This window comes from Rhodococcus sp. 008 (assembly GCF_001682295.1).
GTDB lineage: Bacteria > Actinomycetota > Actinomycetes > Mycobacteriales > Mycobacteriaceae > Rhodococcus_F > Rhodococcus_F qingshengii.
In genome coordinates, this window is sequence record NZ_CP015203.1 from 614,936 (window position 1) to 629,361 (window position 14,426).

The 14,426-nt window shown below is 62.8% G+C and carries 15 protein-coding genes; 11 read left to right on the plus strand and 4 right to left on the minus strand.

The annotated features are described in order from the left end of the window. Positions 1-864: an SDR family oxidoreductase gene (locus AOT96_RS33315; RefSeq protein ID WP_058228034.1), complete on the plus strand. Its 864-nt coding sequence runs from the start codon at positions 1-3 to the stop codon at positions 862-864. Positions 865-933: 69 nt separating this feature from the next. Here AOT96_RS33315 and AOT96_RS33320 read toward each other — a convergent pair whose 3' ends face one another. Genes AOT96_RS33320 through AOT96_RS33335 form a run of 4 tightly spaced genes read right to left on the minus strand, consistent with a single transcriptional unit; the run spans position 934 to position 4,605 of the window. Next, positions 934-1,962, minus strand: coding sequence for an MBL fold metallo-hydrolase (locus tag AOT96_RS33320; RefSeq protein WP_058228035.1), 1,029 nt, complete (start codon positions 1,960-1,962; stop codon positions 934-936). Then, positions 1,959-3,116, minus strand: a complete 1,158-nt coding sequence (locus tag AOT96_RS33325; RefSeq protein WP_058228036.1) for a CaiB/BaiF CoA transferase family protein — start codon at positions 3,114-3,116, stop codon at positions 1,959-1,961. The genes AOT96_RS33320 and AOT96_RS33325 overlap by 4 nt, the downstream gene beginning before the upstream one ends. Before the next feature lie 59 nt (positions 3,117-3,175). Beyond that, on the minus strand, positions 3,176-3,811 hold the full coding sequence (locus tag AOT96_RS33330) for a TetR/AcrR family transcriptional regulator (RefSeq protein ID WP_058228037.1): 636 nt from the start codon (positions 3,809-3,811) through the stop codon (positions 3,176-3,178). Next, the gene (locus AOT96_RS33335) at positions 3,808-4,605 is read right to left on the minus strand and encodes an SDR family NAD(P)-dependent oxidoreductase (RefSeq protein ID WP_058228038.1); all 798 of its coding nucleotides are present in this window, start codon (positions 4,603-4,605) and stop codon (positions 3,808-3,810) included. Before AOT96_RS33335 ends, AOT96_RS33330 begins: the two co-directional genes overlap by 4 nt. Before the next feature lie 161 nt (positions 4,606-4,766). Here AOT96_RS33335 and fabG point away from each other — a divergent pair, with 161 nt between their 5' ends. The 10 genes from fabG to AOT96_RS33385 all read left to right on the plus strand — a co-directional run bounded on the left by fabG (position 4,767) and on the right by AOT96_RS33385 (position 14,422). Continuing rightward, positions 4,767-5,507 carry a 3-oxoacyl-ACP reductase FabG gene (gene fabG / locus AOT96_RS33340; RefSeq protein ID WP_058228093.1) on the plus strand — a complete coding sequence of 247 codons (741 nt, stop codon included), beginning with the start codon at positions 4,767-4,769 and terminating at the stop codon, positions 5,505-5,507. Next, on the plus strand, positions 5,504-6,304 hold the full coding sequence (locus AOT96_RS33345) for an enoyl-CoA hydratase/isomerase family protein (protein WP_257233028.1): 801 nt from the start codon (positions 5,504-5,506) through the stop codon (positions 6,302-6,304). The genes fabG and AOT96_RS33345 overlap by 4 nt, the downstream gene beginning before the upstream one ends. Beyond that, positions 6,301-7,110, plus strand: coding sequence for an enoyl-CoA hydratase/isomerase family protein (locus AOT96_RS33350; RefSeq protein ID WP_058228039.1), 810 nt, complete (start codon positions 6,301-6,303; stop codon positions 7,108-7,110). Before AOT96_RS33345 ends, AOT96_RS33350 begins: the two co-directional genes overlap by 4 nt. A gap of 1 nt (position 7,111) precedes the next feature. After that, a complete protein-coding gene (locus AOT96_RS33355) occupies positions 7,112-7,891 on the plus strand; it encodes an enoyl-CoA hydratase/isomerase family protein (protein WP_058228040.1) in 780 nt (259 codons plus the stop codon). 75 nt (positions 7,892-7,966) lie between these two features. Further along, complete coding sequence (locus AOT96_RS33360; protein ID WP_058228041.1) at positions 7,967-9,670, plus strand: class I adenylate-forming enzyme family protein; 1,704 nt, start codon at positions 7,967-7,969, stop codon at positions 9,668-9,670. 50 nt (positions 9,671-9,720) lie between these two features. After that, the gene (locus tag AOT96_RS33365; RefSeq protein ID WP_058228095.1) at positions 9,721-11,037 is read left to right on the plus strand and encodes an aromatic ring-hydroxylating oxygenase subunit alpha; all 1,317 of its coding nucleotides are present in this window, start codon (positions 9,721-9,723) and stop codon (positions 11,035-11,037) included. Further along, on the plus strand, positions 11,034-11,561 hold the full coding sequence (locus AOT96_RS33370; protein ID WP_058228042.1) for an aromatic-ring-hydroxylating dioxygenase subunit beta: 528 nt from the start codon (positions 11,034-11,036) through the stop codon (positions 11,559-11,561). The genes AOT96_RS33365 and AOT96_RS33370 overlap by 4 nt, the downstream gene beginning before the upstream one ends. A 9-nt stretch (positions 11,562-11,570) precedes the next feature. After that, the gene (locus AOT96_RS33375; protein WP_082654939.1) at positions 11,571-11,801 is read left to right on the plus strand and encodes a hypothetical protein; all 231 of its coding nucleotides are present in this window, start codon (positions 11,571-11,573) and stop codon (positions 11,799-11,801) included. Between the two features lie 48 nt (positions 11,802-11,849). After that, positions 11,850-13,232, plus strand: coding sequence for an OB-fold domain-containing protein (locus AOT96_RS33380; protein ID WP_058228043.1), 1,383 nt, complete (start codon positions 11,850-11,852; stop codon positions 13,230-13,232). After that, complete coding sequence (locus AOT96_RS33385; RefSeq protein WP_058228044.1) at positions 13,229-14,422, plus strand: acetyl-CoA acetyltransferase; 1,194 nt, start codon at positions 13,229-13,231, stop codon at positions 14,420-14,422. Before AOT96_RS33380 ends, AOT96_RS33385 begins: the two co-directional genes overlap by 4 nt. Positions 14,423-14,426: the final 4 nt, after the last annotated feature.

A 14,426-nucleotide genomic window follows, 5' to 3' on the forward strand; every position in this document is an offset into this window, starting at 1 on the left:
ATGCCAGGAGTAAATGACCGGGTCATCGTGGTGACCGGAGCCGGTGGCGGTCTCGGACGCGAGTACGCGTTGCTGCTCGCCCGAGAAGGCGCCCGCGTTGTGGTCAACGACCTCGGCGGCGCCCGCGACGGTTCGGGTTCCGGATCGACGATGGCCGACGACGTGGTGGCGGAGATCCGCAAGGCCGGCGGTCTCGCGGTAGCCAACTACGACAGCGTGGCTACCGAGGAGGGCGCGCAGTCCCTGATTCAGACGGCACTCGACGAATTCGGTGCGGTGCACGGCGTGGTCAACAACGCCGGCATCCTCCGCGACGGTGCGTTCCACAAGATGACGAGCGACAACTGGGACGCAGTGATGAAGGTGCATCTCTACGGCGGATACAACGTCTCGCGGGCGGCGTGGCCACACTTCCGCGAGCAGAAGTTCGGCCGCATCGTCGTCGCAACCTCTACTAGTGGTCTTTTCGGCAACTTCGGTCAATCCAACTACGGTGCAGCAAAACTCGGACTCGTCGGCCTGATCAACACGCTGGCAATCGAGGGCGCCAAGTACGGGGTCAATGCCAATGCGGTTGCGCCGCTGGCGGCAACCCGGATGACAGAGGACATCGCACCGCCGGAGTTTCTCGAGAAGCTGCCGCCGGCACACGTCGCTCCGGTCGTCGGCTACCTCCTCACCGAGGAATCCACAGATACCGGTTCGGTGTTCGTGGTCGGTGGCGGCCAGGTTCAGCGCGTGGCGCAGTTCCAGAACAAGGGCGTGACCTTCGCCGAGCCTCCCACCGTCGACCAGCTTGCAGAGCGTTGGGCGGAGATCTCCGACATGGCCGGTGCAGTTCGGGGTGTGAACCCGCTCGGATAACGCTCGGTTGCTCCTGGGTGGGGTGTCGAACAGTTACTGTTCGACACCCCACCCAAGTGTTTGGGGGAGTCAGAGAGTGAAGTGGTGGACGCCTTCGACGTCAGTGCGTGTCAGGCGTCCCCGCACCGCGAGCACGTCCAGGTGTGCGCCGATCTCCAGGATCGCCAGCATGCGATGGACGTCGCCCAGGTCGGCAAGCGCATGCTCATGCCGCGTCCAGGTCAGTGCATCGGCGACGTCGGCTGCGGTGTGACGGCCCGAGATTACCTGTGACAGAACGGCACCGAACCGCGCGTCGTGATGCGCGAGCAGGGCATCGACTCGTTCGTGGACGAATGGAGTGACCTGTCCGTGGGCCGGGAGCATGGAAGTGTTTGGCAGAGACTTCACCAGTGTCAGAGACTCGAGGAACGAGGCGAGCGGCAGTTCCTCCGGAGCGCGCTCGAATCCGATGGATGGCGTGATCCGCGGGAGGATGTGATCGCCGGTGATCATGACGTTCCGCTCGGGATCGATCACGATCATGTGGCCGCGAGTGTGTCCGGGCGTGTGATGAACGTGGAGCGTCCGGTCGCCGACCGAAAGTTGTTGTCCGTCTTTCAACCACTCATCAGGCTCCCCGAAAGGGACGTCTCTCTCGTGTTCTTCGAATTCGAGTGCCTTGATCGAATCAGCCAGTTCGGGGGCACCACAGGTTCTCAGTAACTCCACCTGTCGCGGGTGCATCCCGGCGATGGTGTCGAACGCATCGATGGTGTGCTGTTCCTGCTCGCCCACGAGCACTGGTGTTCCGTAGGAATCGCGAAGCGCGATGGCCTGGGTGTAGTGATCCCAATGTGTGTGCGTCACAACGATCTGCTCGACGTCTGCCAGTGCGAATCCGAGATTCGAAAGAGCCTCGCTCAGGGCGCGTTCCGTAGCCGGCGAGGCCCATCCCGGGTCTACGAGGGTGATCGACGACCCCGACGTGACGGCGTAACAGTTGACAGTCGTGAGGTCTGCCATGGGAAGAGCGAGCGGAATTCGGTAGATCCCCTCGGCTACTCGGTGTACGCCGGGGGTGCTCGAGCTGACGGACTGCTCGGGGAGTGCGGTCATGGGGCTGTCACCTCGAGCGCTTCGATGGCAACTCCGCGGGCGATGAGATCGTCAATATGGGTTGCGCCCCAACGGGTAAGAACTTCTCGGGAGTGCTCACCGGGCATGGGAGGCGGCCAGTTCACCGTCGACTGCTCCTTGGAGAATCGCGGCGCCGGTGCGGACTGCAGCACGCCGCCGACCTCGACGAGGGAACCGCGGGCGCGAACGTGAGAATTTTCGGCAGCGCCCGTCAGAGTCGCGATGGGTGCCACGCAGGCGTCAGTGTTCGCGAAGTGATCCGTCCACTCTGATTGCGTGCGGGTTTTGAACGTAGCAGCGATACTTCTGCGAAGCCCCGGCCAGCGGCTCTGGTCGTGCTGCCGGTGCGCCGGCTCGTCCAGCCCGAGGCCGGAGAGAAGTTCGGCATAGAACTTGGGCTCGAGGGCGCCCACGGCCATATGACGGCCGTCAGCAGTCTCGTAGATCGAGTAGTAGGGAGTGCCGCCGTCGAGCATGTTGCTCTGGCGGCGGTCCGCCCAGGCTCCGGCAGCGATCATCATGTGCGTCGAGGACAGTAGGTGGCTGACGCCGTCGACGATTGCGGCGTCCACCACTTGGCCGGTGCCGGTCGCCTTGGCGTCGATGAGTGCTGCGAGCACGCCGATCACGAGATAGGCACCGCCACCGCCGAAGTCGCCGAGAAGGTTCAGCGGGATTTGTGGGGCTCCGTCCGCGGGGCCGATGGCGTGCAATGCGCCGGTGAGTGCGATGTAGTCGATGTCGTGGCCGGCTGATTGGGCGAGCGGGCCGTCTTGGCCCCAGCCGGTGATCCGGCCGTAGACGAGCTTGGGGTTGCGGGCCAGGCAGGCTTCGGGACCGACCCCCAGCTTTTCGGCTACGCCGGGTCGGTATCCCTCGATCAGCACGTCCGCGTGCTCCACCATGCGGAGAAGTACGTCTACCGCTTCGGGCTTCTTGAGATCCAGTAGCAGTGACTGCTTCCCGCGGTTCATGATGTCGACGTGTTCCGAACCGGCGAAAAACCCGCTACCGCCGGGGCGGTCCACCCGCACAACCTCGGCGCCGAGATCCGCCAGGAACATTCCGGCAAAAGGTCCTGGACCGATCCCCGCAAGTTCGAGGACCCGGCATCCTGCGAGTGGTTTTGTCATAGCGGTTTTCCCTTCATCGGGCCGAATCTGAGGAAGTTCCTTGTAGTTTCGGCATTCTTCTAAGTGGCGACGGGGCTCAGTCCGTGCCGGACCAGGCTCTGTGTGGTTGCCACGAGGTCGGCCAGGGAACCGTCCGATCCTCGCCACCACTCAGGGGCCCAATTGAGCGCGCCGATCACCAACTTGCGGGCAGTTCTGAGATCGAGATCTGCCCTGATCTGCCCCGCCACGGCGGCTGCATCCATCAGTTCGCGCCACAAGGTGGAGTAGGCATGCGAATCTTCGCGCAGTCGCTCGCGGATGCCGTCGGGCAGCTGGCCGGTGTTGCGGGTGACTGCTGTCGCGAAGTCGGATAGTTCGAGCTCGACTTCGAGGTGCGCCGCAACTGCGGCGCAGATTCGGTCCATCGGGCTAGTCTGTGCGGGTAGGGAGTCGAGGGCGGCGGCGACGTGCTCACGCAGACGGGTCTGGCCGACCGACATGACTTCGGAAATCAAATCGTGCCGGGACGCAAAATAGTAGTAGACGGCAGGTGCGCGCAGGTCTGCCATCTCGGCGATGTCGGTGAGGCGAGTCTCGGAAATGCCCCTGCGCGAGAGTACTTTTGCGGCCGCGAACAGAAGGCGCTCCTGTGTCGCTTCGGACTTGCTGCCGGAGGTGGACGGCTTGTTCGCCCTCGTTTCGCGAACGTTCACGGCATTGAATACCCGCCGCTGACAGACAAGACCTGGCCGGTGATCTGGCGGGCAGCACCTGCGGAGCAGAAGAAGACGACGGCGTCAGCGACGTCGTGGGCGGTGGTGAGTCGGCGAAGGGGGATGCCTTTTTCGAGGTTTTCGATCTGGCCGGCGTTGAACACCGTGTCTGCGCCGCCCGCCCACAGACTGCTTGCGCCCACGGCGTCCGGGCTCTCGGGGAGTACCAGTCCCGGGCACACGACATTGGAGCGAATGCCGTGGCGTCCATGCTCTTTCGCTACGGTGCGAGCCATGGAAATCAGTCCGGCTTTGGTCGCTCCGTAGATGCCTTGCCGGATTTCGCCGAAGGCCGCGTCGGAGGAAATGAAGACGATGGAGCCGGCTTGGGCCTCTCGCATGGGGCCGAGTGCGGCCTGGGTGCAGGCGATCGCGGTGTAGAGGTTGATCTCGATGGTCTTCTGCCAGCGCGCTCGGTCGGTGTCCTTGGCAAAAAATTCGGCCTCGCTGAATCCGGCGTTGTTCACCAATGCGTCTATGCCGCGCCACTTTTCCAGGAGTGCGCCCACCGATCGTTCCGCGCCGCCTTCCTTGGTGAGGTCTTCGGCAAGCACGATGGCTTCGGCGGCGCCGAGTTCGAGGGCCTCGATGCGCACCTTCTCGGCCTGATCTCCGTCGATGTCACAGATTGCTACTCGGGCGCCCTCGCGGGCGAAGCCGTGCACGATACCGCGGCCCACGTTCGATCCGCCTCCGGTGACCAGCACCCGTGCATTCTTCAGACCTAGGTCCATCTGCTTGTCTCGCTTCCGTGTCTTGGCGCTCCGGCATTGACTCCGGCAGCTTAACTAATTTATGTTAAATTCAAAAGTATTGATCCAGGAGGTTGCATGAGGATTCTTCGCAGGGTCTGCCACGTCGTGTTCGGTGCCGAGTCGGACCAGGGGTGCGCATCGTGAGGGCAGGATTGGTAGAGGGAAAGAGTGCGGCCATTACGGGCGCTGCTCAGGGAATTGGACTGGAAATCGCACGCCTCCTACATGAAGAGGGCGCAAAGGTGATGATCCTCGACGTCAATGAGGATCAGGCTGCGTCGGCTGCCGCGTCGTTGGGTGAGGGCGCCGTGGGCCGGGGTTGCGACGTCACCGACGAGGACTCCGTGCGTGATGCAGTGGAAGCGACTGTCGCAGAGTTCGGTTGCCTGGACATATTCGTCAACAACGCCGGCATCACCCGAGACTCGTCGCTGGGCAAGATGACGCTGGCCGACTTCGAAGCGGTCCTCAACGTGCATCTCAAGGGCAGTTGGCTCGGTGTGCGAGCAGCATCGGCCGTGATGCGCGAAGCCGGTAGCGGATCCATCATCAACATGTCGTCTCTGTCGGGGAAGTCCGGCAACTTCGGCCAGTCCAACTACAGCTCCGCAAAAGCCGGCATTGTCGGTCTGACGAAGTCTGCCGCGAAGGAACTGGCGCACAAAGGTGTTCGAGTCAATGCCGTGCAGCCGGGCCTGATTCGCACCCCGATGACCGAGGCCATGCCGCCCGATATCTTCGCTGCTCGTGAGGCGGATATTCCCATGAAGCGGGCCGGCGAACCCCGTGAGGTGGCGGGGGCAGTGCTGTTCCTGGCGTCGGAGCATTCGAGTTACATGACCGGTGCCGTGCTCGAAGTCGGCGGCGGGCGGCTGATGTGACTGCCGCGGATGTGAAGCGTACCGAGTCCGTCGTCGAGGCCGTTGTGGACGGGGCCATCGGCCGCATCACGCTCAACAGGCCCGAGGCGATGAACGCGATCACCGTCGCACTCGGTGAGCAGTTGGAGACGGCGCTTCGGACGTTGGCGCCGCAGGTACGCGTGATAGTTCTGCGCGGCGCCAGCGGCAACTTCTCTGTGGGCGGGGATTTCCACGAGCTGCAGCAATTGCGCGAGCAAGGCCGTGATGCGATGTCAGAGCTGTTCGGTAACTTCGGCCGGGCGTGCTCGGCGATCGCCGAGCTGGATGTGCCCGTGATCGCGGCAGTCGAGGGTTACGCCATGGCCGGCGGTTTCGAATTGATGCAGTCCGCTGATATTGCGCTGGTACACGCGAAAGCCAAACTGGCCGATACTCATTCCAATCACGGCATGGTGCCGGGTGGTGGTAGCACGCAGCGACTTCCCCGCCTGGTTGGCCGGCAACGGGCGCTCGCACACATTCTCACCGGCGACAGGCTCTCCGCGGATCAGGCAGTGGCCTGGGGGCTCGCTTATCGCGCTCTGCCGGCGGACACGTTCGATGCGGATGTGGACGCGTTTGCCGAAGCTCTGGCGGCCAAGGACCCCGTTGCACTAGGGCGCAGCAAGCGACTCGTCTACGCGGGGCTTCGTTTGCCGCTGGCGGACGGACTGTCTCTGGAGCATCGCACCGTTCTCGATCATCTCAGTGAGGATTCGAGCGGCACAGGCATTGACGAATTCACCAACAAGGATCAACGAAGGAGCACGCCATGACTGAAAATTTGATCCCCGATGGGCCTGTGCTGCTGGACCTCGAGTCCAATGGTGTTGCCAGGCTGCGTCTTAACCGACCTGAAGCATCCAACGGAATGGACGTCGGATTCCTCCAGGCCCTGCATGCTGCGGTGCTGCGGTGTCATGGCGAGCCGCGGGTGAGGGTTGTCGTCATCACCGGGGAAGGCAAGCACTTCTGTGCCGGCGGTGACGTCCGCACCTTCGCCTCCAAGGGCGAGGCGCTGCCGGATTACCTCCGCGAGGCCACAGCGTGGCTGCAAATCGCGACCTCGGCTCTGATGCAACTTCAGGTCCCGGTCATCGCCTCGGTGCATGGTTTCGCTGCAGGTGGCGGCGGGTTGGGCCTGGTGTGCGCTGCAGATTTCGTGATCGCCGAGGAAACTGCCAAGTTCATGTCCGGCGCCGTCCGCGTGGGTATGGCTCCCGATGGTGGTGTGTCGGTGACCCTCACTCAGCTCGTGGGTCTGCGCAAGGCCGCCGAAATCCTGTTGACCAACCCGACTCTCGACGCGCAGACCGCGCTGGAGATCGGTCTCATCACATCCGTCGTTCCCGCTGGAGAGCTCGCGAAGCGCACCGACGAGTACGCCGCACAATTCACCGAGCTCGCCCCACTTGCGGTCGGAGCGACCAAGCGACTGCTCTGGGGAGGCGTGGGCGCCACCGTAGCCGACCGGCTTGCAGAAGAGGCGCGCACGGTTTCCGAACTGTCGGGGACTGCAGACTCCCGCGAGGGACTCGCCGCGGTTCTCGAGCGTCGCGCGCCGAAATTCGTGGGCCGCTGAGATGGAGCCGGAATCGACGGTCCTCGTCGAAGATCGTGGCACCACTCGTCTGATCACCCTCAATCGCCCGGACAAACGAAACGCCATCGACCTGATATTGCGGGTGGAGCTGGCCGAGGCTCTGGAAGCAGCAATGTCCGTGGAGTCCGTTCGGGTAGTCGTGCTGACCGGCGCCGGCAAAGCCTTCTGTTCAGGTGGGGACATCTCCACCATGGACCGCCAGATCGCGGAGAAGACCGTCATTCGCGCTCAGGCTGCCCAGCGTGTGATCCGGGCGATCTGGGGCGGTTCCAAGCCTGTCATCGCGGCCGTCGAAGGCTTTGCGTTCGGTGCGGGCGTCTCGCTCGCGATGGCCTGCGACCGAGTGGTTGTCAGTGAAGATGCGGTCCTGAGCACGGCGTTCACCGGCGTCGGACTGGCGGGGGACATGGGAATCTTCTACTCGTTGCCGTCTCGGGTGGGGACTGCGGTGGCGCGGCAGTTGATGATGCTGCCGAAACGACTGTCTGCCGTGGAGGGCCTGGGCCTGGGCATGGTCGACGAGACGGTGCCGGCAGGCACCGCACTCGAGCGCGCGTTGTCCGATGCCGAACTGATTGCTGCCGCGCCTCCGCTGGCGCTGCGGGAAATGAAATGGATCTGGAGCCGCGGAGCTGTGGCGCCGATGGATCTACTCGACCTCGAGGTCGAAGCTCAGGCCAGGCTCTTCGACACCGAGGACTTCGCCGAAGGAGTCGAAGCATTCACGGCGAAGCGCCCGGCTGTGTTCCGGGGCCGATAGAGACGAATGCCTGAACTTGCCATTCCCCTAAGTCGCATTTAATCTAATTACGATTTAAAAAAGGAGGAAATAGTCGTGGTGAACTCGATCGCGGAACGGCGCGACGCGCTGGAGCGTCAGTTCCCCGAGTGGACACAGCGTTCGCTGGGGGACTGGCTGGATCACAGGGCAGAACTCTTCGGTGACCGACCCTTGGTCATTACCGATGAAAAGACCACTACCTACGGTGAGATTGCGAGTTGGTCGCGTCGTCTGGCAGACGGCCTTGTGACTCTCGGCGTCCAGCCCGGCGATCACGTCGGGATCGTGATGGCCAACTACACCGAATTCGTTCCGGTGAAGTTCGCGGTGGCCCAGGCCGGTGCAGTGGCGATTCCGCTCAACTTTCTCTACAAGGCAGAAGAGTTGGCCTACGTCCTGGAGCAGTCCCACTGCACAGTGCTGATCACTATGACAGGACACGCCGGTCTGGACTACCCGGAGATGCTCGATTCCGTTGCACCAGGCTGGGACACCACGGAAGGGCAGACGGCTCTGCCGTTGTTGCGACATGTCGTACAGGTCAGTGTCGACGGTCAGGCCAGGGCCGGCGTGCGCACACTTCAAGACCTGGAGGAGCTTGGTCGGGAAAACGCGGGCGCCAGCGCAGGCATTGTCGTCGACCCGGGTTCGGTAGGAGACATTCTCTACACCTCGGGAACCACCGGCTCGCCCAAGGGCGTGCAGGTAACCCATGACGCGGTCCAGCGCACCGGTTACGCGTCGGCACTGACTCGGGCCTTCGACGACGGTTGGCGCGTGCTCTTCTCGCTGCCGTGCTACCACATGTTCGGCTACATCGAGGGCCTGCTGGCCGCGATGACGGTGGGCGGCGCCGTTATTCTGCAACCCACGTTCGATCCCGCTGCCTACCTTGCCGGCATCGAACGGCATCAGGTCAACGATATTTTGTGTGTGCCGACTATGACAGTGGGCATTCTGGAACGCCCGGACATCGCAGACTACGATCTCTCCAGCCTGCGCGCATTGCTTTCGGGTGCGGCTCCCGGTCCGGTGTGGTTGTGGGAGAAGGCTGCTGGTCTTCTCGGCATCACCGAGATCGTTACCGGCTACGGTATGACCGAGTGCGGCGGAGCCATGACTCTGAATGATCCGGACGATAATTTCGAACTGACGGCTACCACGGTCGGCAAGCCCAAATTGGCCGGCGTCGCGGGAATCCCTGAGCGGTCAGGCGACTTGTGTGAGTACCGCACTGCCGACCCCGTGACGGGTGAGTTTCTTCCGAACGGCGAAGAAGGTGAACTGATTTCGAGGGGTCCCACCGCGATGCTCGGATTCTGGGACAAGCCCGAGGAGACCGCTAAAGGCCTACGTGACGGTTGGGTCTACACCGGAGACTTGGGAATCGTCCGCAAGGACGGCTACGTGCAGGTCACCGGCCGCTCCAAGGAGCTCTACAAGAGCGGCGGAGAACTGGTGATGCCCAAGGAAATCGAAGAACTGCTCACAGCCCACCCGGAAGTAAGTCAGGTGTACGCAATCGGTGTACCTGACGACAGATGGGGCGAAGTCGGCTGTGCCTGCGTAGTGCGCGCACCGAAATCGACGATCACCGAGGATGAGGTTCTGGCGCTGTGCCGGGAGCACCTGGCTCGCTTCAAGGTACCCAAGCACGTCTGGTTCCTCGACGCTTCGGAGCTGCCCACCACTACCACCGGGAAGATCCAGAAATTTCGCCTCGCCACCGAGGCAGCCAAACATATTCGTCAACAGTAATATTGAAGGATCGGAGCAGAACAGTGACTCTTGCAACGGACCGCGACCCCGTGGTCGACAGAGCGCCTCGAGTCGACTACTCGGCCCTCATCGAGCCCGAGCGAATCCACGGATCGCTCTACACCAACGACGATGTCTTCGCCGACGAACTCGAGCGAATCTGGTACAAGACTTGGGTTTTTGTCGGTCATACCTCTGAGGTGCCCGAACCCAACGACTACGTCCGCAAGAAGCTAGGCCTACAAGACATCATCATGACCCGGGACAAGTCCGGTGACGTACACCTGCTGCTCAACCGTTGCGCCCACCGCGCCAACCTCGTGTGCGACGACGCCGCCGGGAATTCGAGTTCGTTCCGGTGCCCGTACCACGGGTGGACGTACCGCAATACCGGTGAGCTGCTTGGCTACCCGTACAACAAGGGGTACGGCGGAAAGAACAAGCTCGAACTCGGCATGGGCCGAGTGCCCCGCGTCGCCGTCTATCAAGGCTTCGTGTTCGGCAGTTTCGCCGAGGCCGGACCCACTCTCCTCGAGCACCTCGGCGATGCTGCGGGCGAACTCGACCGACTGGCACGGCTTTCGCCGGAGGGGGAGGTGGAGTTGACCGCGGGTTGGCTCAAGCACAAGACCCGTGCCAATTGGAAACTGCTGGCCGAGAACGAGACTGACGGATACCATCCCCAGTTTGTCCACGGCTCCATTTTCTCGGTGACGGGCAGCCCCATCGGTGCGCTCTACAGTGACAACTCCACAGCAGTTACCAGGGCATTCGGCAACGGGCACAGTGAGAACGATCTCCGACCGGAGTTTCGCACCTTCGCCGAGCCGATGCGCTGGTTCGGCACCACCGAGGATCGGGTTCCCGATTATGTGGCAGCGATGCGCGCCAAGCACGGCGCCGGCGCCGAAGAGATCATGATCGAGGGTGCTCCCCATGTCATGATTTTTCCCAACCTGTTCATCGCCGAGATTCAGGTATTCAACATTCAGCCGCTCTCCGCGCACGAGTGCGTGCAGTACTCGACCGCAGTGCAGCTCAAGGGTGCTCCGGAACTTAACACCCGGATGGTGTCGCAGTCGATCGGTTCGGTGGGCCCGGCCGGCATGTTGCTTGCCGACGACACCGAGATGTACGAGCGAAATCAAGTGGGTGTGACTATGCGCGAACCGCATTGGGTGGACATCCGCCGTGGCGTTGACCGCGAACAGACCGACGAGCGTGGTTATCAGATCGGAACCGCCACCGACGAGACCGCGATGCGCGCCTTCTGGCGTCACTACAAGCAGATCATGCAGGCGCCGGCGGATGTAGTCGCTGATGCTGATGCCGATGTTGTTGCCGTTGTCGGGGAGGAAACAAAGTGAGCGTCGCATTCGAAGATCGCAGCCAAGGGACGCCGGATCTCACCGACATCCGTCAGGTGGAAGCATTCCTCTACCGGGAAGCGCGCTATGCCGACGAGCACGACTTCGATTCCTGGGAAGCGCTGTGGACCGACGATGCCCTGTACTGGGTGCCCATCGACGGTACCGACAAGGACCCGAAGACCCACATGTCGGTGATCTACGACAATCGGAATCGTATTTCCACCCGATTGAAGCAATTGCGCACGGGTAAGCGCTATGCGCAATCACCGCCGTCCAACATGCGCCGTGTGGTCTCCAACGTCGAGTTGCTCGGTACGGAGCAGGCCGCGTCCGGTGTCGAGAACACCGTCGTGGGTGCCAATTTCATGTTGTTCTCGGCTAAGGAGCGGGGGACCGACACCTTCGCGGGCCGGGTCACCTACCGACTACGCGTGATTGACGGCGCGATTCGGCTGGCGGGCAAGACCGTGGTCTTGGTGGACAACGAGTATGCACTGCCCAATATGGGCTTCTTGATCTAGGAGATGGTCATGTCCGGCAAAGCGGTCGTGTACAGCGAGTTCGCCCAGGTTTCGGTGGAGATCGACGAGAATGCCAAGAGCCCCCGGTTGCGTCTCGAGGATCTCCGCACGGGACAGACACGCTATCTCGACGCCCTTGTTCTCGAGGCGCTCGTGTGGCTGAGCGACGAGGCGATGGAACGCCTGCTCGACCCCTCTGCCGACCGTTGGCGGGAGGACCGTGATCTCGATGAGCTGTGATCTCGGGCGGCGCCGTTTCGCCACGATTCTTGAAAGGTTCTGTAGTTCATGACAACTCAACGCCTTGGTATCACGTCATACGGCACGTACCTTCCGCGACACCGGGTGTCCCTGGCCGAGATCGCGAGCGCCGGTGGCGCGAGTGGGGGACGGGGTGAACGTGTTGCCGCGTCGTTCGACGAGGACAGCACCACGATGGCTGTCGAGGCCGCACGTGCGGCGCTCGCGGGCGGGACGGACCAGGATCCGCGTTCGCTGTATCTGGCCACTACCTCGCCGGCGTATGCAGACAAGACCAATGCCGTTGCGGTGCATGCGGCATTGGGTCTGGATCGCGATGTTTTTGCTGCTGATATCGCCGGCAGCGCGCGCGGCACGGTGGCAGCCTTGCTCACGGCTGGAGAGTCGGGCGGCTTGGCAGTGTTGTCCGATGTGATCACCGGGCGGCCGGGTTCGGCCGATGAACGGAGCGGTGGTGACGGGGCGGCGGCTTTCGTCTTCGGTTCCGCTGAGACAGCACTTGCCACAGTGCTCGCTCGGGCCAGCCTCAGTGAAGAGTTCCTGGACCGTTGGCGTGTTCCCGGCGCTGCAGCCGGCAGCCAATGGGAGGAGCGGTTCGGGCTGGAGCGGTACCTCCCGCTGATCGCTGAAGTCGCGAAAGAGGCACTGGCAAAAGCAGATATCGGCCAGGTCGATCACGTCGTGGTGGTCTCGCCCAACAGCGGTGTCACCAAACGAGCAGCGAAACTGCTGCCCGCGGTGATCGGAACTACCGGATCTCCGATCGGGTACGCCGGTGCCGCGGGCCTCGGGCTCGCTCTTGCCGACGTACTGGACCGCGCCGAGCCCGGGCAGTCGATCCTGCTGATCTCGGCGGCCGACGGAGCCGATGCTCTTGTTCTGCGAACTACCGACCGGATCCTCCAGGCTCGCCAGAGTGTCAGCGTGGCAAACCAACTGGACTCTGGCCGTGCGCTCCCGTATTTCACCTATCTCAATTGGCGTGGACTCCTTGATCGTGAGCCGCCGCGCCGTCCTGAACCCGATTGGGCGGCTGCTCCGCCCTCCGCGCGGGCCCTGGGCTGGAAATTCAACTTCGCTGGAACACGTTGTTCTGCTTGCAGTTTCCTGCACCTTCCGCCCGCTCGGGTCTGCAAGGGTTGCGGGGCGGTCGACAAGATGATCGCAGAGTCGCTGGCGCCGCGTGAGGGCAGCGTGGCCACGTACACCGTAGACCGACTGGCGTTCTCGCCGTCTCCGCCGGTCGTGGATGCCGTGGTGAACTTCGACGGCGGTGGCCGTTACACCCTCGAGGTTGCAGATTCCGACGCGGAGACACTGAGGGTCGGCGCCCGAGTAGGCCTGACGTTCCGCCGTTTGGGCACCACAAGCGGAGTGCACAACTACTTCTGGAAGGCCAAGGCGCTATGAGTAGCAATGGAATTGCCGATAAGGTGGCCATCGTCGCTATGGGTTGTACTTCCTTCGGTGAGCATTGGGACCGCAGCGCGGACGATCTGCTCGTCGATGCCATGGCCGATTGCTTCGATGGCAATGATCGCATCTCACTGGCGGACGTCGATGCGTTCTGGCTCGGAACCCTCGGCAGTGGTCAGAGTGGGCTCACGCTGAGCAAGCCGTTGGCCCTGGACTACAAGCCCGTCACTCGCGTCGAGAACTACTGTGCCAGCGGTTCGGAATCATTCCGGAATGCCTGCTATGCAGTGGCTTCCGGTGCGTACGACAAGGTGATGGCCGTTGGTGTGGAGAAGCTCAAAGACTCCGGCTTCTCGGGTTTGCTACGCGGGGATCCTCCCGGGGACGGCACTGCTGCTGAGTTGTCGATGACAGCGCCCGCGGCGTTCTCGCTGCTGGACCCGGCGTACTGCGCACGCTACGGCGTCGACCCCGAGCAAATGCGTTCGGCAATGACGCACATAGCGTGGAAGAACCACGTGAACGGTGCGCTGAATCCCAAGGCGCAGTTCAGATCCGAAGTTTCCCGCGAGCGGATCGAGAGCGCCCCGCTGGTCGCGGGAAGGCTCGGTGTTTTCGACTGCTCCGGCGTGTCCGACGGTGCCGCCTGCGCATTGATCGTCCGCGCGGAGGACGCACATCTCTACACCGACACCCCGATGTATGTGAGGGGACTTTCGCTCGTTGCGGGTCCCGCGTTGGGTGCGACCGACCCAGGCTACGACTTCACGACTTTCCCCGAGGTTGTCCGCAGTGCCCAGGACGCGTACGCACAGGCGGGGATCATCGACCCGCGCACACAGATTTCCCTGGCTGAGGTGCACGACTGCTTCACGCCCACTGAACTTGTCCTGATGGAGGATCTCGGTTTCGCAGACCGTGGACAGGGTTGGAAGGACGTGCTGGCCGGTGAATTCGATCGGACCGGCCGACTTCCCGTGAACCCGGACGGCGGGTTGAAATCGTTCGGTCATCCAGTGGGGGCCAGTGGACTTCGGATGCTGTATGAATGCTGGCTGCAGTTTCGCGGGCTTGCAGGAGCGCGGCAACTGGACGATCCACGGACTGCGTTGACCCACAACTTGGGTGGCCGCCCGGGTAGTTGCGTTTCCTTCGTCTCTGTTGTCGGGCGTGAACGGGGTTGACATC